Annotated in this window: 17 protein-coding genes, 2 pseudogenes and 1 riboswitch; of the genes and pseudogenes, 11 read left to right on the top strand and 8 right to left on the bottom strand. The window is 42.7% G+C overall.

All coding sequences use genetic code 11. The features are described 5' to 3' along the window. Position 1 precedes the first annotated feature (1 nt). Positions 2-379, bottom strand: a complete 378-nt coding sequence (locus NKI27_RS13445) for a SirB2 family protein (RefSeq protein ID WP_265046552.1) — start codon at positions 377-379, stop codon at positions 2-4. A 460-nt stretch (positions 380-839) separates the two neighbouring features. Here NKI27_RS13445 and cas1f point away from each other — a divergent pair. Further along, positions 840-1,614: pseudogene (gene cas1f, locus NKI27_RS13440) on the top strand (type I-F CRISPR-associated endonuclease Cas1f); the annotation flags it as partial. Continuing rightward, entirely contained in the window at positions 1,611-1,847 is a 237-nt protein-coding gene (locus tag NKI27_RS13435) for a hypothetical protein (protein ID WP_406802458.1), read from the top strand. The pseudogene cas1f and the gene NKI27_RS13435, both read left to right, overlap by 4 nt. Before the next feature lie 283 nt (positions 1,848-2,130). On the opposite strand, the gene NKI27_RS13430 is transcribed toward NKI27_RS13435, so the two are convergent. Further along, positions 2,131-2,538 carry a hypothetical protein gene (locus tag NKI27_RS13430; RefSeq protein ID WP_265046551.1) on the bottom strand — a complete coding sequence of 136 codons (408 nt, stop codon included), beginning with the start codon at positions 2,536-2,538 and terminating at the stop codon, positions 2,131-2,133. Positions 2,539-2,670: 132 nt separating this feature from the next. Then, positions 2,671-2,961, bottom strand: coding sequence for a hypothetical protein (locus NKI27_RS13425; RefSeq protein ID WP_265046550.1), 291 nt, complete (start codon positions 2,959-2,961; stop codon positions 2,671-2,673). Between the two features lie 273 nt (positions 2,962-3,234). Between NKI27_RS13425 and NKI27_RS13420 the strand changes: the two genes are divergently transcribed. Then, on the top strand, positions 3,235-5,649 hold the full coding sequence (locus NKI27_RS13420; protein ID WP_265046549.1) for a Lon protease family protein: 2,415 nt from the start codon (positions 3,235-3,237) through the stop codon (positions 5,647-5,649). Between the two features lie 85 nt (positions 5,650-5,734). On the opposite strand, the gene NKI27_RS13415 is transcribed toward NKI27_RS13420, so the two are convergent. Further along, positions 5,735-6,130: an RICIN domain-containing protein gene (locus tag NKI27_RS13415; protein ID WP_265049521.1), complete on the bottom strand. Its 396-nt coding sequence runs from the start codon at positions 6,128-6,130 to the stop codon at positions 5,735-5,737. A gap of 141 nt (positions 6,131-6,271) precedes the next feature. Continuing rightward, positions 6,272-8,680, bottom strand: a pseudogene (locus NKI27_RS13410) (ImpA family metalloprotease); the annotation flags it as partial. Between the two features lie 172 nt (positions 8,681-8,852). Continuing rightward, positions 8,853-8,935, bottom strand: a riboswitch (cyclic di-GMP riboswitch). A 204-nt stretch (positions 8,936-9,139) separates the two neighbouring features. Between NKI27_RS13410 and NKI27_RS13405 the strand changes: the two are divergent. The 3 genes from NKI27_RS13405 to NKI27_RS13395 all read left to right on the top strand — a co-directional run bounded on the left by NKI27_RS13405 (position 9,140) and on the right by NKI27_RS13395 (position 11,872). After that, on the top strand, positions 9,140-9,985 hold the full coding sequence (locus NKI27_RS13405; RefSeq protein ID WP_265046548.1) for a M23 family metallopeptidase: 846 nt from the start codon (positions 9,140-9,142) through the stop codon (positions 9,983-9,985). A 69-nt stretch (positions 9,986-10,054) separates the two neighbouring features. Then, the gene (locus NKI27_RS13400; protein ID WP_265046547.1) at positions 10,055-10,666 is read left to right on the top strand and encodes a response regulator transcription factor; all 612 of its coding nucleotides are present in this window, start codon (positions 10,055-10,057) and stop codon (positions 10,664-10,666) included. After that, positions 10,667-11,872 (top strand): sensor histidine kinase, encoded by a 1,206-nt coding sequence (locus tag NKI27_RS13395; RefSeq protein WP_265046546.1) that lies wholly within the window; start codon positions 10,667-10,669, stop codon positions 11,870-11,872. On the opposite strand, the gene NKI27_RS13390 is transcribed toward NKI27_RS13395, so the two are convergent. Beyond that, positions 11,852-12,868 carry a nucleoside recognition domain-containing protein gene (locus NKI27_RS13390; RefSeq protein WP_265046545.1) on the bottom strand — a complete coding sequence of 339 codons (1,017 nt, stop codon included), beginning with the start codon at positions 12,866-12,868 and terminating at the stop codon, positions 11,852-11,854. The genes NKI27_RS13395 and NKI27_RS13390 overlap by 21 nt on opposite strands. A 139-nt stretch (positions 12,869-13,007) precedes the next feature. On the opposite strand from NKI27_RS13390, the gene NKI27_RS13385 reads away from it, so the two are divergent. Then, positions 13,008-13,505, top strand: a complete 498-nt coding sequence (locus NKI27_RS13385) for a L,D-transpeptidase family protein (protein ID WP_265046544.1) — start codon at positions 13,008-13,010, stop codon at positions 13,503-13,505. 64 nt (positions 13,506-13,569) lie between these two features. Here the strand turns inward: NKI27_RS13385 and NKI27_RS13380 are convergent, their stop codons facing one another. Then, positions 13,570-14,445 carry a MaoC/PaaZ C-terminal domain-containing protein gene (locus NKI27_RS13380; RefSeq protein WP_265046543.1) on the bottom strand — a complete coding sequence of 292 codons (876 nt, stop codon included), beginning with the start codon at positions 14,443-14,445 and terminating at the stop codon, positions 13,570-13,572. A gap of 284 nt (positions 14,446-14,729) precedes the next feature. Here NKI27_RS13380 and NKI27_RS13375 point away from each other — a divergent pair, with 284 nt between their 5' ends. Next, positions 14,730-15,734 carry an AraC family transcriptional regulator gene (locus NKI27_RS13375; RefSeq protein WP_265046542.1) on the top strand — a complete coding sequence of 335 codons (1,005 nt, stop codon included), beginning with the start codon at positions 14,730-14,732 and terminating at the stop codon, positions 15,732-15,734. Positions 15,735-15,748: 14 nt separating this feature from the next. Next, positions 15,749-16,423, top strand: a complete 675-nt coding sequence (locus NKI27_RS13370) for a glutathione S-transferase (protein WP_265046541.1) — start codon at positions 15,749-15,751, stop codon at positions 16,421-16,423. Positions 16,424-16,442: 19 nt separating this feature from the next. Here the strand turns inward: NKI27_RS13370 and NKI27_RS13365 are convergent, their stop codons facing one another. Beyond that, complete coding sequence (locus NKI27_RS13365) at positions 16,443-18,716, bottom strand: peptidase U32 family protein (RefSeq protein ID WP_265046540.1); 2,274 nt, start codon at positions 18,714-18,716, stop codon at positions 16,443-16,445. 347 nt (positions 18,717-19,063) lie between these two features. Here NKI27_RS13365 and NKI27_RS13360 point away from each other — a divergent pair, with 347 nt between their 5' ends. Beyond that, a complete protein-coding gene (locus tag NKI27_RS13360) occupies positions 19,064-19,738 on the top strand; it encodes a GntR family transcriptional regulator (protein WP_265046539.1) in 675 nt (224 codons plus the stop codon). Between the two features lie 36 nt (positions 19,739-19,774). Next, complete coding sequence (gene prpB, locus NKI27_RS13355) at positions 19,775-20,653, top strand: methylisocitrate lyase (protein ID WP_265046538.1); 879 nt, start codon at positions 19,775-19,777, stop codon at positions 20,651-20,653. Positions 20,654-20,677 lie beyond the last annotated feature (24 nt).

Here is a 20,677-nt window from a genome sequence, read left to right as displayed (position 1 = left end):
ATTAGAATAACGTTGCTGACTTTGTTATCGCCACTTTAACGATATAAGCAAACGTCAGTAACGCCACCACAAAAGCAGTGGATCGTACTGCTTTTGTTTTCCCTCTTTTTAGCGCTACCGTCCCCAATAGAATATAAACCACCAACCCCACAATTTTAGCCATTAACCAGCCATGAACGAAGGGGGAAATCTGTAGAATAACCGCAAGCGATATCGCACTGAGTAATAAGCAGGTATCCACTACATGAGGTGCAATTTTTACCCACTTCAACTGAAGCTTACTTGAGCCCGTCAGCATCCAAAAACCACGAATAGAAAATAAAATAAAGGTGAGCAGAATGCAGGTGAGGTGAATATGTTTAAGGGCGATATAACTCATGATGGTATGACAACTCCAGAGAATAGACACGAATAACGACGGCGCTCAGGTTAACGGTTATCAACCAGAAATTCCACCATTCCGAAGTTAAAGAGTGAGGGCAAACACGCAGGTCTCCCCTAAAAACTGCAATATTCATGTGGCATATTGCGTTATAAAAAAATATAGCTGCTACAGCAATACTGCAATCGCTTCTATTTATTATTTAATTGAATACAATCAGAGATTAAATGAAGAAAAATTTAGACGTTTTGTGTATGCCAATAGAGAGCACCGACCTTGTATAGGCATATTTATAAAAGCATGTGCTGTACTTGACCAGTGGGATGGCAAGCTGACAGCAAGTATGTTGCAAAACTACTTCTCGCTATCACGTGCAACGGCACAAAAACTGATAACCCGTTATCAAGCAACCTTCCCTGAAAATGCTTTTAATTACAATAAATCAACTAAGCGGCATACGTCCATTACGCAAGCTACGATGAGAATGCTTGCTCAAGCAGGTGTGCTTATTGGTTTTGTGGCGGTGGTGGAACACCACTACTAATGGCAAATGAAGTAGAGTGGATGACGTCACAAAGTGAATACAGACCAACGGAATACCTGAAAGGTTGGTTGGGTTTTTGGTTTGAAGAAGACAAACGGTTTTCCGCAGGTGTTAAAATTCAACAGTCTCGAATAGTTTATCCCGAAAAAGTTTGGAGCAAAGACCGAGACTTACACAATGAAGGTATTAGCCTTCAGCATCCAGACCTGCAAAGTGCTCTTAACCGCTATCAAGAGCGCCTGCTAACAGCAGAAAAACATGCCGACTTGCTCCTCACAGAAGCACAACTAACCAAGTCTCTTTACAAATATATTGTTCGCGCAACCGATATTGGTGACTTTAAACGTGATCGAGAAGGCGCTGATAAAGCCAATGCTTTTCTTAATCATGGCAACTATCTCGCCTATGGCCTAGCAGCAACCACACTTTGGGTGTTAGGCATACCTCACGGGTTTCAGTAATGCACGGTAAAACCCGACGAGGTGCACTGGTATTTGATGTTGCCGACCTAATCAAAGATGCCATCGTGCTTCCATGGGCATTTATTTGTGCCAAAGAAGGCGCAGCGGAGCAGGAGTTTCGCCAGCAATGTTTGCAAGCCTTTACCGATCATAAAGCACTCGAATATATGTTTAATGAGGTGAAGGCTATCGCTTTGAATGTTGGAACAGAGGAAGCAAAACCATGATGGTCACTTTTGTTTCTCAGTGTGAAAAAAACGCCCTCAAAAAAACTCGAAGAGTACTTGATGCCTTTGCTGATCGCATCGGCGATAACACCTGGCAAACGTTGATTACCCAAGAGGGGCTATTGGCGGTTAAGAAATTGTTAAGGAAGACTGCCAGTAAAAGCACTGCGGTGAGTTGTTATGGGTTGTGGGGAAAAGGGATAAGTTTGATGAAGTGGGTAGGGTGTCGGTGAATAGCACAAAGCGAAATTTACTTAATTCAGAAATTGAGAATGATTGGCACTATTTGCCATTAATTAACGTACTTGTGGGCTTGTCTGCGCTATTTCATGACAGGGGGAAAGAGCTTCATTATTTCAAAAGAAGCTAAATCTTGTGAATTGTTCACTGCCGCATAGGCAGCTTAGAAACAAGCCGAGAACTATAGCTGGTAAAACGCTGGGTTCACTACCGCTTAGGCGCTTAGTTATTGTGTTGTAGGTTGAGAATAATAGAGCAGACCTAGCCCGCCCCTAATCAACTAGCTTGCCTTTGTATGCTATATCGTTCGTTATAAAGTCGTTCGATACGAGAAAGCGCATTATCTATTTTTCTTGAATATTGACTGTTACAGGTTGAATAACTAAACGTGATTCCTAGGCGGTATATATCTTCGTACTTTTCACTACTGGTGACGACTGCAAGAATATTAGATTCAATAATGTATTTACCCTTAAAATCGAGTGTGATTTTATCTTTGGGTTTGAAGTAACAGGGGGATTCAACCGCCATTCCATAACGATTGATATCGATGCACTGTACTTCAACTGTGCGTCGAAACCATTTGAGAAGGCCAGATGGGCGGATGGTGACTTGGAGGCAAGGCGCTGAGTGCCTCTCTTTAATTCGCCTATCTTGCTTGTTATTAGGTATTCCGTCTTTCATAAATCTTAGTGCTTCGAGAATTATATTTATTTTTAATAATAAATATTCTATCTCTTATTAGTGTGATTACTCAATAGCTGTTTTTATTTGGGTACAGTCATTAACGTTCGTTTAAAAAAATGTTAGGGGGAGTTAAGCTGTGGTATTGATGCTTGAGCCTTTACGCGAATAAAGTTGTTCGGGTTTGGCTGAATGGGCGTTAAGCAGTAATGGACTACGGCGGTCATTGACGCGTCTTTTTTCATTGCCTGTTACAGGGTCTTGCTTTCTTCGTCTGTCAGGCATGCGACGTCTTTCTGCGGTATTCTCTCTGCGAATAGACTGTGTGGTTTCTGAATGATCTACATGACGGACATCTTTAGACGTGGCGGATGTAGACTTGTTTTTGTAGTCTACTCTATGTTCGATAGGTAATGTGATCATGGTTGAGTTGCGCTCCTTTATAAATCTTGTTCTCCATAAACCGAGTACTCGTTAACGGCTAGTACATCTGCTTTATCCTTTATTATGCTTTTTATCGGCATTTATTTGCAAAACTTTAATTTTATGCTTGTCGTTAAAATATGGCTCAATAAGGAAATTGTTTGTCAGGTGTATTTGGTAAACGCTACACTAAAAGCATATTGAGTTTAAAACTAGTATAGTTATCTACATGACCTCTTTTCTACATCCATCTCTCAATTTACGGAATCCACTTTGAAGCCTCTAGCGATTGAAAAATTGTACCGAGTTGCAAAACCCCAAGACTTACCCTTTAGGTCAACTAAAGCACTAAAACCGTTAACCGATATCGTGGGTCAGGAGCGTGCACAAGAAGCCGTTAGATTCGCGATGTCGATGGAAGACAGTGGCTATAACGTTTATGCCGTCGGTCGAAACGGGCTAGGTAAACGTACTATGATGTTGCGTTATCTGAATCGCCACTTGGGTGATGGTGGCCATACGTTTGACTGGTGCTATGTAGCTAATTTTGACGAGCCTCGTTCACCTCGCGTTTTGAAACTACCAGCGGGTATTGGGCATCAGCTTAAAAAAGATGTTGAGAAGTTGATGGAGCGACTGGTTAAAACTATCCCGGTTGCATTCGATAATGACTCTTATTTTGAGCGCTCTGAAAAGCTTAAAAATGAGTTGGCTGAAAAGCAAGAAGTGATGCTGGCAAAACTGGCTAAGCAAGCGAAGCGGCAGAAAATTAGTTTGACGATATCTACGCCTGGTGGTTATCGATTGGCAGCGCTTAATGGCGATGTACCCCATACGCCTGATAGTTTTGCTGCATTGACGAAAGAAGAGCAGACTGTTTTTGAAGAAGTCATCGGTAAGATGGAGCTTAAATTAAGAGCGACTCTTCGTAAAATGTCGAACTGGGAGCAGGATTACGCCGATAATCAGGCTAAGTTAAACGAAGAAGTGACATTGGGGGTTTCAAGCCATCTTATTGGTGCCTTAAAAGAGAAGTATGAAACGCATCAAAATGTGGTTGAGTATCTAGCCGCATTACAAAAAGATATTATCGATAACTTAGATATTTTTCTAGAAGATAGCGAAGAGCAGGCGGCTTTTGCCTATGCTGCACTAGATAAGAAAATGCCTAGACGTTATCAGGTAAATGTTTTGGTTCATCACAAAGACCAGTCGGCCCCCATCGTCGTTGAAGAAAGTCCAAATTATCATGCGTTGTTTGGGTACGTAGAAAACGTGACCTATAAAGGGACTGTCTTTACCGATTTTTCGTTGATTCGTCCCGGAAGCCTGCATAAGGCTAATGGCGGTTTCTTGTTGATGGATGCCAATAAAGTGTTAGAGCAGCCGTATGTATGGGATGGTCTAAAAAGAGCATTAAGAGCCAAAGCGCTTAATGTGAGCTCGTTAGAACGAGAGGTGACATTGTCGGGTACGATCTCTATTGAGCCTGAGCCGGTGCCTATGGATTTGAAAATAATCTTGTTCGGAGATCGTGAAACTCACCTGCTGCTGCAGCATTATGACCCAGAGTTTAAAGAGTTGTTTAAAGTCACCGCTGACTTTGAAAGCGAAATGCCTCGTACCGCGCATACAGAATTACAATACGCTAAGTTTATATCGAGCCTCGTTCACGAAAAGGGGTTGTTGCACTGTGACCAGAAAGCCGTAGCGAGGATTATTGAATACAGCTCTCGTCAAGCTGAAGACCAAACGAAGCTTTCACTGCATGCTGCAGATATTGCTAATTTACTACGAGAATCAAATTATTGGGCAAAGCAGGCAAATGCCAATATGATTCGACTAGGGCATATCGAAAAGGCGTTGGATAGCGAAGAACATCGTAATAGCCGAATTAAAGACAGTTTGTTTGAGTCGATAGAAAATCGAACCACCTTATTAGATACGTCTGGTTCAGTGATAGGGCAGATTAACGCGTTATCCGTTCTTTCAACCGGTGGACATGAGTTTGGAATGCCAAACCGTATTACCGCGACCTGCCGCTACGGTGATGGAAGTATTATAGATATTGAACATGACGCTAAACTTGGCGGAACCATCCACTCTAAAGGAGTGTTGATATTATCTGCTTATTTAGCGTCGGTGTTTGCAAAAAGAGAGCCCATGCTTTTATCTGCCAGTATTACTTTTGAGCAATCATACGGTGAAGTTGATGGGGATAGCGCATCGTTGGCTGAGCTTTGTGCGTTGATATCGTCTCTGTCTGAAGTGCCGATTCGCCAAGACCTTGCGATGACCGGCTCGGTGAATCAATTCGGTGAAGTTCAACCTGTAGGGGGGTTAAACGAAAAAATTGAAGGGTTTCATAAGACCTGTGAAATGCATGGCTTTACGGGGACTCAAGGTGTCGTCATACCGCCTACTAATATACATAACCTAATGCTAAGTAAACAGGTTTTGGCATCGGTTAAGAAAGGTGAGTTTCGTATCTATGCTGTTAAAAATGTGTCTGAAGCACTGGCGCTACTAACCGGCATGAAGAGTGGGGTGATGGATAGCGATGGCTACTTCCCTGCTGATACTATCTACGGAAAAATCCAAACCTTACTTGATGAACTAAGGGAAGAGGAAGAAGAGGATGAAGAGGAGGGTGTTAATGCCTCGATCGAGATTAAAGAACTTAAGTAAGCATTAGAGCGATCTATAAATAACGTCAGCTAGCCAGTTAATATTAGCCAGCTGACGTTACTGTTTTTATTTCTATTGGACGTTGTTAGGGTGCTGTAATGACCCACTGTTGATTAGCGCCACCATGAAAGCCCCATATATTGATATTGCTGTTAGAGAACCGATCAAATGCAGCCCTTGCATTAAGACGGTTGCGAATACTATATTCAGCTACATCATAAGACCATTTTTGGGTGTCGTTATTGCTACAGCTTTGCAGTGTTAACTGAGCGCTATTTCCGTATCCAGTTGACTGAATGCATAACGAAGGGTCTGCTTGCGCATGTATCCGGCCATCGTTTCCCCAACTCCATAAGCTATTACTATCTTGGCTACAAGCCACCTCTATTATTTGTTGGCCTAGCGGGGCTGTTGAGCTGTCAATCCCCATGCATTGGGAGGTGCTGCTCGCTCGTTGAACCTCAACGTTGTGGTAGTCCATTTCTACAGGATTAAGATCATAGCTATTATCTGCATTATCACCGAGGCCGTCACCATCGGCATCTGCATGTTCAGTAGGGTCGTCGGGGAAGGCGTCAAAAGCATCGATATAACCATCCCCATCTCTGTCATTGATGACTACAGATGGTTTATCGAGGCCTTCGCAGTAGTCATTCCCTGATGTTTGGTAGAATTTCAAAGGCATTTCAGGATAGCCTTGGCTAAGAATAAAATTCTGTATTGACGTGCTGATGTCTAGCCCCCACATGGTTAAAAATTTGCTGTAGTTATAGCCTGTAACGTATGAAATACTGATGGCGAGCCAGTCATTATTATTCAGGCTTCTTGCGGTTGCTAAGTCCATTCCGCTAAAGCCTAATTTGCTGCGCCTAGCTAACCACTCATCATCGTTATTATCGGCTTTGTCGTATTCATGTAAGAGTAGGTGCAAACGCGCTAACAAATGCCACCCTTCGATGAGAGCGCCTTGATCTTGAGCTGCCATCATCATTTGAATATAAATGGCTGCGCCGTGATTCCAACCATTTAGATTGGCCGCTTGCATATATGCGAAAGGGTCATCTTGGCGCAGGCTTAAATGTAAGGTTTCAAACATGTCTGATGAGGGCAGGCTTTGACATGAAGACGGCGTACTGGTTGCGGCTGCATATTTGCTTTTAGAGTAATATGAATAAGGGTTGGTGCTTGCATGGCCATCCCAACCCGAAAAACGAAACTTTCCTTTTTCTAAACCGTGTCCCAGCTCGTGTATATCTCCATGCCCAGTAGGACCAAATGCCCAGTATGCATCATAAGGGTTACCCGAGCAGCCTGCCCCACAAGTCGCTTGGTCTGCATTCATATGTTTGACTAAATCTAATATGGGGACTTCCCATCCATTGATAGCTGCAAAGTCGTGAATCTCATCGACCTTATCGATGCCGGGTCCTTGAAACCCTGCTAGAACATGCGGGTAGTTATGTGTGTATGTTTCTGTTGCTTGGGCTAAGTCTGCAGCGGTAGCCCAAGTGCTGCCAATAGAGCTGCGCATTTTGTTTAACTGAGAATGTACTTCAAAACTGGCTGTTGCGATTTCTGCCCAGTCAAAGTCACCCGCCTGCAATTGGGCCGTAAAGCGATCATTATCGGCGGCAGTTGCCCAATAAGCATGTTCACCCACATTGCTGAATGTCAGTTCCACGTCTTTGTCGTTAGTGTTGTAGCCCAACTGGATAGGGCCGCCATAAGGAGATGTTAATGTGATGGTTTGCCCAGGGCTTATAGCGACCCAAGATGATTGTAAAAACTTGGGGCGAGAATACCCGTTATTATCAAATTCATGGGTCGAACCAGAGCGCTGAGTATTAATAAACACCGACACATTAACGTCGCTATTATCATGGCGAGTCACGGTGAAGGTCTGACCAGGGATTGCGTACACGCCTGCAGACCGGAAGTTGCGTTTACTCTTTAGCTGTAAGGTTTGAGTTGTCGGTGTAATATGGCTGAAATCACTGCGACTGAAGTTACCTAAGTCTGCTTGAGTGGCGTTTACTTTTCGGCTGTTATACACCATATAGTCCGCAAAATAAGCGTGCATGAATGTTTGAGTGTCAGTATGTGGTCCCATGGGGTAGCGGATGTTTTGACGGTAAACATCGGCTAACAATATTAATTGTTTTTCTAGTGTGTAGTTATTCTTTTCAAAGATATCGACATTGTTGATATCTAATTGTTTGATCTTCTCTTTTAGGGCATTGGCTGCGTTAGAAAACTCTGATTTAAACGCGTTACAGTTTGCCGTGCAGCTTGTCAGATCAAAACTGAAACTATTATTGCTCAGCGCAGACACCATCTTATTAACATTATTAATAGGGCTGTTACTTGCTAACATTTGCGGGTAGTTATCCCAGTTTGCAGCGTCATCAGAAAAATAATTACCCGCCCCACCAGGAGACTGCATAGATAGGTTCATTAGGTTGGCAATAGGGTGGCTAAGGCTACTGGTATTCCAGCTGTGTAAATGGATATACAGTAATGCAGCACCTTTAGATTGAGCAGATTGTAGGGTTGATGTTAATGAGGATATAAAGTTCTCAGAAACAGGGCTGCTATAACTTGAGCCCGTAATGATCAAGTCGGCATTGCTAGTACACGTAGATAATTGTGATGTGTCAGAACAATATGTCACATCCCAAAGCGGAAAATGTCGCGCCAGCCAGTTTGTTGTTTTGAGAGCTGTGTTGCTATCCATTAAGCTTAACTTGATTGAGGCAGGCTCAGCTGTTGTGAGGTTATCCCGTTTTAATAACCAACGTAATAAACGTTTAAATTGCGGTGCATAATCAACATAGCCTCCGTTTTCAATGTTACTTATTATGTTGCTACCGAATGCAGCATTCCGTTGGTTGTTTTGCTCGGTGGCTGCGGCCAATACTGTGCCCGCGTTTCCTTGTATCAGTGGATAAGAATCTGCTAGCTGCTGAAATATAAAAAACTGGGAATGTTTGCCTGGCACATAGCTGATAGCCTCTTGAGCATAAATTTGAGTAAAAAAACGTTCTGTAGCTTTTTAAGGTGAGCTGTAGCAGAAATAAGATAGCTAACTTTAGATACTGATAACGCAATTGGTAATACTCCAGAGACTATTTAAATAGACTTAACTGGAAAGGCATGGTGCGCATAAAACAAAAGACAGCAATGGGACTTAATTACTACTGTTGTTCGGTAACCCCGCTGTCATAGATATCCTTAGACCGGTGGCTTTGCGTGCCTAAGTTTTCACTCAGGTTGGCCTTTATCGTTATGTCATGATGCTTTTAATGCTTAGATAAAATTTGTGCGCATAATAATGAAGTACCATGGCTGAATCAATATCTGATCTTATCCAGCTTGTTAAATTGAGACGTTGTTCGTCAGTTAGTGTTCTCAGCAAGTGATTCCTCTTTTACACAAGTGCCTATAGCGTTTATGCTAGCAAGATGACAATCAATTGGAGTTATTGATAATTATGCGTTTTTTAGCCAACCTTTTATTTGCTTTATTATTAATATCTGCATCCAGTGTGTTTGCTGTTGATGCCATAAAGCCTATTAGTTTGATAGGTGATAAAACTCAAGGAAGCTTGATAGTTGGGCAAGTCGCCTCTGGTGCAAAAGTATTTTTGGATGGTGTGCCGTTAAAGGTGGCCGATAATGGGGTTGTGGTGTTTGGCTTTGGTCGTGACGCTGCATTAGATCACTCGCTTACCATTGTTTCTGCAAACGGAGAGAAACATATTGAAACGATTACGTTGATAAAGCGTGATTATAAGGTTCAGCGGGTTAATGGTATCTCTAAAAAAATAATGAATCCCAATAAAAAGAACCAAACCCGCTCAAGTAGTGAAGCAAAAATGGTTCGTAAGGCAAGGGCAACGGACTCAACCCGTCAGGATTTTATGGCGGGTTTTATTCAGCCGGTGCAGGGCCCTGTGACGGGTGTATATGGAAGTCAGCGATTTTACAATGGCCAGCCAAAAAGACCGCACTTTGGGGTCGACTATGCAGCGCCTGTGGGGACGCCGGTGATTGCTCCGGCCTCTGGCGTTGTGACTTTAGCGCATGATGATATGTTTTACTCGGGTGGTACATTGTTGGTTGATCATGGGTTTGGTGTATCGTCTACGTTTATGCACCTTAGTAAAATTCTAGTTAAAGATGGGCAAGAAATTAAGCAGGGTGATGTGATTGCTGAAGTGGGTAAAAGTGGCCGAGCCACGGGGGCGCATCTAGATTGGCGGATAAATTGGTATGAGCATCGGTTAGACCCTCAGCTGGTCATGAACGCTATGCCAAGCAAGGTTGTATTTAAATAACCGTGATTTGAAGCATTTCACGTAACATTAAAAAAGTAAGGTTTACCTTAATAGAGGGAGTCATAGGTAATGACGGATAGTCAGCAAATAGTGTATATCGTAGAAGACGATGAGGCCGTTAGAGACTCATTAGAAATGATGTTAGTTTCAATGGCCTATAAAGTAGAAACGTTTCCTACGGCCAATGCATTTTTAGATAGTTATAACGAGGCAATGGCTGGTTGTATTGTACTTGATATCCGTATGCCTGGTATGGACGGAATGGAGCTTCAAAAAGAACTGAATAATAAAAACTCGATTCTGCCGATCATATTTGTAACTGGGCATGGCGATGTACCTATGGCGGTTGAAGCGATGCAGTTAGGTGCGATCGATTTTATACAAAAGCCTTACCGCGAGCAGGAGTTGTTAGAAAAAATAAAAGCGGCCTTAGAGCTTGATGCAGAGCAGCGAGAATCATTAACTGAGAAAAAAGAGATTATTCGTCGTTTAGAAGAACTCACGCCTCGTGAAAAAGAAATTATGGATATGATGATTGAGGGGCATGCCAATAAGGTTATAGCGATTGATTTGGATATTAGTCAGAGAACCGTTGAAATACATCGTTCTCGTGTTATGCATAAAATGGGTACGCACTCTTTGGCGCACCTCGTTAGAATGGTTTTAATGGTGAAAGAATAGATGGTGTTTTCTGAACCCCGCTCACAGGTTTTATTGGTTGATGATAATCCTCAGAACCTAAAGGTATTGTTCGATACGCTTGAGGGTAGCGACTACCGTTTATTGTTAGCGAACAACGGTAAGAAAGCACTGGCGATTGCTGAAAAGTTAAAGCCAGATTTAATATTACTCGATATTATGATGCCAGAAATGGATGGTTATGAGGTCTGTGATACGCTGAAATCTAACCCATCTCTGAGAGATATTCCTGTTATTTTTCTGTCGGCATTAGATGATGTAGAGTCTAAAGTTAAGGGCTTTGAAAAAGGTGGTATTGATTATATTGCCAAGCCCTTTCAACCTAAAGAAGTGGTGTCGAGGGTTGCGACACAAATAAAGTTGCGTAGGTTAGAGCAGCAACTTAAAGAAAAAAATCGAGAGCTAAGTGCTGATAATATCGAAATGCAGTTGAAGCTTGAGGCGCAGCGCGAGCATTTAGCTCATTTCTCTCGGCTAAGCACGATGGGTGAAATGGCGGCGGGGTTTGCACACGAAGTTAATCAGCCACTTACCGCTATTACCAATTACGCTAGAGTGGCCCTTCGTCTGTTGGGCGAAGACCTTGATGACAATACGGTGGTTAATAAGAAGATGCTGGCCACGACATTGAACAAACTTGAAGCTCAATCACATCGGGCAAGTGACGTCATCCAACGTATTAGAGGGTTCGTAAAAAAACCACAATCAGGTAAAACAATAGTAGATGTTAGGTCTCTGTTATCAGATGTTGTGCAGTTTGCTGAAGTGGATGTAAAGAACAATAAGGGGCAGGTGGTATTGAAGCTGCCTGATGAACTGCCCACAGTAGAAGCTGATGCCATACAGGTTCAGCAAGTGGCGTTAAATCTAATTCGAAATGCACTTGAAGCGACATCTGCTTGCCCTCAAGAGACTGACGGTGCTGGAGACCCTTTGCATGTGTCGGTTAGCGCTTATGCTGATAAACAAATGATATGGGTTGAAGTGAAGGACCAAGGTTGCGGCTTTACCGAAGATGCAGAGCAAAAGCTATTTCACCCTTTTTTCACCACAAAAGGTGATGGAATGGGGATTGGGCTAAGTCTCTGTCAATCTCTCATTCAGGCACAGGGTGGAAAAATAGGGTTTAGGCGAAACCCAGACAAAGGCATAACTTTCTATTTCTCATTACCTATCTGCGCTCGCTGAAATAGCTTTTTTTGTTGCGGTATATAAATAACGCTCTTTGAACGCAGAAGAGCGACTAAGAAACCAGCGAGACAGTAGTGATATAGCAATAAGCGCAAACGCGACCCGAAGCCAAAGCGCACCTGAAATATGAGCGCCCAGTAGCATTACCAGTAGCGTGTCTTCAATGATGCTATGGCAGAGGGCCAATAAGCCCATAGATGTAAATACATCCTGCTTAGCGATATGGCCTGCATTGACTTCTTTGATCAATAAGCCCCCTCCAAACGCAAGCCCTAACGTTATACCGACCATGGTGATAGTGGTGGCTTCTTTGCCTATCTTTAATAATTGTAAGAGCGGCGATAGCAGCCAATTGATTAAGCGTTCAAAGCCAATAATTCGTAGCAGTTTTAATGTGGTTAAGAGTAAGCAAATAACAATAAAGACGGCTAATAGCCCTTGTGCTTGTTCAAACGCCCAGACACCGAGTGATTTTGATGCAACTGTCGTCGCAGTGATGTTCTCCGGTTGCCAGATAAGCTGGTGGGGGTGCTGAAGCCAATCACCCGCACTGTAAATAATATTGAGTAAGAAACCGTAGACTAAGGCTCCACCTATTCTAAGGATTAATGTTACGCCTAGTCGAATGCCTGTTTTTTGTGCAATGCGGGCTTCAACGGGTAAGCCGTGAGCCATCAGCATCATACCGCTCAGTACTGTTATTTGGGCAACGGTTAAACTGTTATCAATGGGTTGAGTGAAAAAAATGAGCATACCCGTGTAGATATTAGTGAGTATGGTGGTTGCCCATACAATACCCATGGATTCAGGCAGGCCTACCCATCCCATTACAGGCTCTAGTATTTGCCCTAAGAGCGTAATACCGCCCACTTCTTCTAATAATTTTATGATGATAAGAGCAGGGATCATGATCTTAAATAGCGTGGTTGAAACCTCGTAGATCTCAATCACTAGCTCGCGTACAATCTGAAATACGGCTTGTTTATTCAGCATAGGGGTCAACTTAGACTCATTTGAATGTTGTCGTCACGACGCAAAAAATGGGATGTTAATAACGTTGTTCAAAATATGCTATAAACTAAGCATTGTATAGTATCGTGTGAATATCTCTAATAATAAGAGTTGTGGTTCGATGATTAGACTTATCTCTATCGTAATATTGGCTTGTATTTCGCTCAGTCTGAAAAGTATGGAGCTGCCAAAAGCTGACCTCGTTTTGGTTAAAAAATCTGAACGGAAGTTAGTGTTGGTTAAGGATGGAGAGGTCTTTCGGCGCTATGATATTGCCCTAGGTGATAGTCCTAAAGGGCATAAGCAATTTGAAGGGGATGAAAAAACACCAGAAGGGACTTACATCTTAGATTGGCGAAACGAAAATAGTAAATTTTACCGTTCAATTCATATATCTTACCCTAATGAACAAGATCAACAGTTTGCACTAGAGCAGGGGCGTGATCCTGGCGGTATGATTATGATTCATGGTCGGCCGAATAAAAAGCGTGACCCTGTCAGTGCATGGATTTTGGATAAAATGGACTGGACTGATGGGTGTATCGCTGTCAAAAATGAAGAAATGGATGAGATTTGGGCGGCTATTGATAACGGAACCCCTATTGAAATTCATCCTTGAATAGAATGAGTTAGAGCGGGAATAAAAAAAGCAGGCCTTAAAGACCTGCAAATGGACTGAATATTTATAATAGGGTTATTTTCCCGCTAAGATGCGGTTTGGTTCGGTTTTTATCTAGCAGTTGAAAGTTAATAGTGTCATTGGCTTTCTGCCAGTTAAATAACACTGAACTAGGCAGAAAAATGGGTAATTTAAAGTTCACATCAACCTTAAATGCCTTATCGCCAAGCGTTTCGGTAAGCGCTGCAATACAGCGTGTTTTAGACCACATGCCATGCACTATTGCTCTATTAAATCCAAATGCTTTGGCAGACCAAGCGAAAAGGTGGATTAGGTTAAAGTCATTTGAAACTTTCGCGTACTGGCGACCGAGCGATGCGGCAAGTTTCCATGACTCGGTATTGTCGTAGTGAGGGAGTGTTTTACGCGTTTTCTGGCTATTTACAGTCTTTTTCTTAGAACGGTGTAGGAATGTTGATGTTTCTTCCCAGACGACTTTCTTGCCTACTGTTACAGTGCTGACAATATCAAACTTGATACCCATATCCGTCTTATGGCTATTGGTAAGTTGGCATTGCATATCAAAGACTTCATTGATGTTGAGCGGCCGATGTTGGGTAATACTATTTTTGTAATGAACAAGGCCAAGTAAAGGGAGTGGGAACTTATTGTTCGTTAGTAGCTTCATATGCAGCGGGAATGCCATGATATGAGGCAGTGTTGATGGTAGGCGAGGTTTTAATTTAAACCCACAAACACGGCTATACTCTTTTAGTAGGGTGGGGTCTGTCTTTATCCCTTTTAGGTCAACTGAAAGCTCAGGGATCGCTATTGTGTCCGATGGCTTTTTGGGCAAAGCTGCTCGCGATAGTAATGCGAATATATTGGGGCTTTCTGATAAATGCATTGTGGTGGTCTGATTCATAGTTTGGCTCATCATCTTGCCTGTCTCGTTTTGATGTAACTTTTAGAACGTGTTCTATCGTTATAAAATGAGTCTAGAGCAATTACAGGTTGCAAGGATTGGCACTGAACACGAATATATGCAGGCATAAAGGTCAATCTATTCACTCTATTACGGCGTGAACATGACAAGATACTGGAGAATTGTGGGAGGGGCAGGTATGCTATCAATTAATGATTTGTTGCCAGTGAAGACTAAACATTCAGGTTCGTTTTAAGATGATGTGGGCGTTGGGTGTATATGGATAGAGTTGAGCGTTTATGAGTGAATTGAAAGATGCGGGAGTCATGATTCGACTGGCTGTTCAGGCAATGGTTAAAGCAGGGGTGGATATCCCTCTTTTGCTGAGTAAATTAGGTATTGATGAGACTTATTTGCAGACAGCTCATTTACGAACACCACATAATGCTCAGCCACTTTTTTGGTCATTACTCGAAGAGCAAACAGGTGACCCCGATATAGGTTTACACCTTGGGGAGCACTTGCCTACATTTAAAGGGCAGGTTATTGAATACTTATTTTTAAGCAGCCCAACCTTTGGTGAAGGCCTGCATCGAGCGTTAAATTACCAACGTCTTATCAGTGATGTCGCCGCGTCTAATTTGGTGGTTGAATCTGACATTTGCTATATTCAACTGATTACAGCATCGGTTGGCTCCAAGTCTATTCGCCATTTCAATGAATGCTTTGCTCAAGCTACGATCGACTTCTTCAAATCTATCACCGATGATGTATTCACGCCTGCGTATTTTGAGTTTGACCATGAAGAGCCGAAAAACGTGGATGAAGTTAAACGGGTGTTGGGCTGTGATGTAAAGTTTGACTGTGCTGAAAATCGCCTATATTTTGATACGGCGATGCTTGAAATACGCTCTCCACATGCAGAGCCGGAGTTGTTGGCACTGCATGAGCAATTTGCCAGTGAACAAGTGGCTCGAATTGCTAAAGAAGATATTGTTGTACAGGTTAATAAAATTATAGCTGAACTGTTAGACTCGGGCGAGGTAACGCTAGAATCGGTTGCCGAGCGAATGGAGATAAAGCCTCGTAGTCTTCGAACAAAACTGTCTGATATTGATACCAACTTTAACCAGATATTGGCTGACTTTAGATATAAACTGTCTCGACGGTTATTGGCTAACACCAACGAGACTATTGATGAAATTGTTTATTTGACGGGATTTTCAGAACCCAGCACGTTTTATCGTGCATTTAAGCGTTGGTCTGGTATGACGCCTATTGAGTATAGAAAAAGTAAACAATAGGTTTCTGAGGGGCAATGACCGATCCAATACTCTACTCACTACAAAACTGCCCCTATGCCATTCGTGCAAGACTCGGCCTATTCCATGCCCGACAACCGTTTAAGTTGCGTGCCGTCGTTCTAAAAAACATCCCTACTGAAATGCTCGCTGCATCTGCAAAGGCGACTGTGCCTGTTTTGGTATTAGGTGACGCGGATAATGGACGGCTTGATGGCGTGAAGGTGATAGATGAGAGTCTGGATATTATGTTCTGGGCGCTTAAAAACAACGACCCGCAGAACTTACTGTATTCTAATAGCCCTAAAGCGGTGGAAGATATTCAGGGGGTAATAGCGCGTAATGATCATGAGTTTATTGCTAATCTAGAAAACTACAAATACTCTAAAAGGTATCATGATTTTGCTCAGCTTTATTATCGTGACCAGTGCGAGCAGTTTGTGGCTGATTTAGAACAAAGATTAAGCAAGCACGACTTTTTTGTAGGTGATCGGCCAAGCGTCGCTGATTATGCGATCTTACCGTTTATTCGCCAGTTTGCCCGTGTTGACCGTAAGTGGTACTTGCAAGCACCTTATCCAAATCTGAGACGCTGGCTTGATTGGCAATTGCAGCAGCCAATGTTTACCAAGGTTATGGCCAAATATCCACCTTGGCTGAACCAAGGTGAAGAATTTTTGCTGGGTACTTAGCTGATAGTGAAATACAGCGCTACAGCCCTTGCTGATATTGCGCGTTTGTTGATAGCTTAACCATCTCGTTTAACTCTGATTGAGCCTCAACGACGCCATTTAAAACCTTCTCGAAGTGCTGAATCAGTTGTGCCTTGTTGAGTTCTTCTTTTGAGCCTGCGCCGATATTCGTTAAATCAATAAAGAACTCATCAAATAAACCCGAGTAATCGTTTACGGCATCTAAATTTAAAAACTGCTCATTGTTATAGATGCTTGGGTAACCCCCTTTTTGTTTATCTACCGCAAACGAAACCCCTTTAACATTAGTAATGGTGGTGGCCTTTTCACACTTCAGCATACAGCCATCTTCAATACTCGGTTTTTTACAGCCTACCGTTTGCTGGAAAAAGCACTGACGACTGGTCATCATTAAAATGGGGTGATAAATGCTGTAAAGCAGTTTGAAGTTTTCTGGGCGGGCAATATTTCTGATCTGCAGTTTGTTGATCTCGTTAGAAATAAACGCCCCTTTACAGTTAAGTTCTTCTTGCAGGGTTAAGAGTGCGTATGAATTGGTGGTATTCAGGAATGGGCCTGCGATCCAATCGATATTCATTTCAAACGCTTTGAAGGCAATACCGGTATTGTTACTGACGATACGTGTTGGCTTAACGTGCTCCAAAAAGCGGATGGCTTCTAAGTAATCTTTACCGATAAGCACCGCAGGGAACCACGGAATCAGGCGAGGGTTTTTCAAGAATAAGTCGATGAACTTATTATCACCGACTTTAAAGCTTTCAGGTAACTTAAAATAAACGTCCGCTTCGGTTATATCGCAAAGAGAAAGGTCTTTCTTATCGGCAATTAATATTGATAGAGTAGGTTGCTCATTGACTTTAGGGTGTTTGTCTAATGCCGGCACTTTAACGGCTTGAATGACTTGGTTAGTGCCATTTAATTGCATAGCCAGTTTGTTTTTGAGTGCGGTTACTTCTTTAAACGGTATGCTCAAATCCTCATCTAGTCTGTCAAAGTTAAATCCTTCAACCGTAACGCTCGCATTCGGAAAACGCTTGAAACGTTTTTCAATTGCGGTGTGATCAAGCGGTGATTTACCGACAGATATTAGGGGTAGATCGGTACTTAAAACCAATGACTTTTGTGGTTGCTTGAACGCAATATCTGTCGAATCGTATAGTCGTGCGGTCACTTTTAAAGGCTTATTAATCTGGCCAGAAAACTCAAGCGTTAAGCGTTGCTTGGCAATGCTCAGATACTTGATTTTTTCGTTTACTAACGTGCCGATTTCTTTTTTCTCAGCAGCAAACTCGTCTTTAACTTCCTGAATCTGAACCACTGATATGGCGTTACTCTTTTCGGTGATGTGGTTAAAACTGTGGTCTTTAGGGTTGTCTATAAACATCGATTTTGTCATATCACCTTTTAGGAATAAATTGGTGAAATCACGGTTAAAGACTTTATAGAGGTTTGAATTATCGTCTAGCAGTTGCCCCGTTTCTACAAATTGGTCAATCTGTTTACGCCAGCTATCAACCACTGTATGTACATAGTTAGCCCCTTTAATACGGCCTTCTATTTTTAACGAGTCTACTTCTGCATCCACCAATTCGGGTAAATCAAAATAGGCAGAATTATCTTTAAGGTTAAGTGGGAATTTATTACCCGTGGCTGTCGGCTCGTACTCGTCACGGCAGGCTTGACTACAGCGACCTCGATTACCTGAATTACCGACACTTACAGAACTGGAGTAACACTGACCAGAAAATGCGATACAAAGCGCGCCATGCACAAAGACTTCGGTTAATACGTTCACGTCATGAGCAACAGCGGTTAAGGTTTTTATTTCTTGAAGGTTGAGTTCGCGAGATAAGTTGACTCGTGATGCGCCAATTTTAGATAAAAAGCGTATTTGGCCTTCATTATGTGTCGTTAACTGAGTAGAGGCGTGAATATCTAACGTCGGGAAGTATTTTTTGACTAGGTTGAACATCCCTAGATCCTGAACAATAATGCCATCAATGCCACTATTGACCAGCTTGTTGAGTAGATTAATCATACTGGTGATCTCATGCTCCAAGATCACAATATTCAGCGTTAGAAAGACTTCACAGCCGTATTCGTGGGCAAGCCTTAAAATGCCACTAAGGTCATCAAATGAAATATTCGCAGCGCGATTACGTGCATTGAACGTGTCTAGGCCGCAATAAACAGCATTTGCACCCGCCACAATCGCCGCTTTAATTGCATCAACATCACCGCCCGGTGCCAGTAACTCTAACTTTCTACTCATGCGTATAACCTGTTTAATCTAATGGCACTCATTCAGGGGGGCGATTTTAACGGTATCTAGTCAGCAATGAAACAGGAAGTGCAATTTGTTAGGCACCCGAGGTTGAAATCTTAATCAGCTAATCACATTCCCGCCCTTGTAGTCTTGATGCAGCGAAGCGGAATCAGGGGTTGGCTCTGCATTCCACCGGAACCTTTCCTTGATTCCAGTCGTGTCTCCTTGCATCACGGCTACGTGTAGGGTGAAAAGTGATATTTTGTCGACAATATATAGTCTTTTGGTTTGACGGTAACTATATATTGCACTATATTGTCGACACTTTAGTTAATCGGCTAATATAGAATTCTATGAGTTATTTCACCGAACAACCCGTTACATCAGCAGATAAAACGTTCTTTCAGCTAAGAAAAGACATCGTTGAGGGTGATATTCAGGCTGGTTCAAAGCTGAGCGAGACTGAATTGTCGACAAAATATGCGGTTAGCCGGTCGGTGATACGCGAAGCAATCAATCGGTTGGTTTCATGTCATATTGTTGAGCGCAAAGCCAACGTCGGGGCGAGAGTGGTTGCGTTAACCGCTGAAGGTATCATCGACCTGTATCAAATCCGAGAGTCATTAGAAGGCATGGCGGCGCGGTTGGCGGCTAAGAATATGACTGATGAAGAGATTGCCGATCTGAATACGCTGTTAAATTCTCACTTCCAAGACGTCAAAAACGACGAGTCTTATTATCAAGAAGCCGGTGACGTTGATTTCCACTATCGAATTATCCTAGGCAGTAAAAATAATCATCTTATATCAATGCTGTTTGATGGTCTTTATCACCTCGTCCGTATGTACCGGGTTCAATTAGGGATGGCGGGGCCACGGGTATCGGCGGCATTTGATGAGCATAAACATATCGTACAAGCCATTTCGAATCGTGATGAGGAGTTAGCCGAGATGCTAATGCGGCGGCATATTACGTATTCACGTAACAATATTGAGCAAAAGTTAATTGGATTGAACAAGAACAGTTAAACGAATCTAATATTAAGGTCACAGGAGATATCAAACATGAGTGCAGGTAAAAAGTTCCGTCAGGCATTGGCTGACCATAAACCATTGCAAATCGTGGGTACTATTAATGCGTACTCTGCCATGATGGCTAAACAAATCGGTCATCAGGCGATTTACTTGTCGGGTGGCGGTGTAGCTAATGCTTCTTATGGTCTGCCAGATTTGGGTATGACGTCTTTGAACGATGTGATTGTTGATGTTCAGCGAATCACAGCAGCCTGTGATTTGCCGTTGTTGGTTGATATCGATACGGGTTGGGGCGGGGCATTCAACATAGCCAAAACTATTCGCGATATGGAGAAAGCAGGCGCGGCGGCGGTTCATATTGAAGATCAGGTCGCTCAAAAGCGATGTGGTCATCGTCCTAATAAAGAGATTGTCAGTGTTGAAGAAATGGTCGACCGTATTAAAGCAGCCGTTGATGCGCGTAGGGACCCTGACTTTTTCATCATGGCACGTACTGATTCATTCGCCCAAGAGGGACTAGAGGCGGCTATCGCTCGGGCAAAAGCGTATGTGGCGGCGGGTGCAGATGGTATTTTTGCAGAGGCAGTGAAAACAGAAGAGCATTATCGTGCGTTTGCTGAGGCATTAGATGTGCCTATTTTGGCGAACATTACCGAGTTTGGCCAGACAGAGCTATGGAACAAAGAGCAGTTAGGCGAGTGGGGTGCCGCGATGGTGCTTTACCCATTGAGTGCATTTAGAGCCATGAACAAAGCGGCAGAAAACGTATATCGATCTATCCTTGAAACAGGTGATCAAAAAGCCGTTGTCGACACCATGCAAACTCGCATGGACCTATATGATTACTTGGGTTATCACGATTACGAACAAAAGCTCGATAAGCTATTCAGTGAAGGCAAAAATAAGTAACGATTAATGAAACTGAGTAAAGGC

Origin of the sequence: Alkalimarinus alittae (assembly GCF_026016465.1) — a bacterium.
In the GTDB taxonomy this organism is placed as follows: domain Bacteria; phylum Pseudomonadota; class Gammaproteobacteria; order Pseudomonadales; family Oleiphilaceae; genus Alkalimarinus; species Alkalimarinus alittae.
This window is presented reverse-complemented; position numbering and strand designations above follow the sequence as displayed.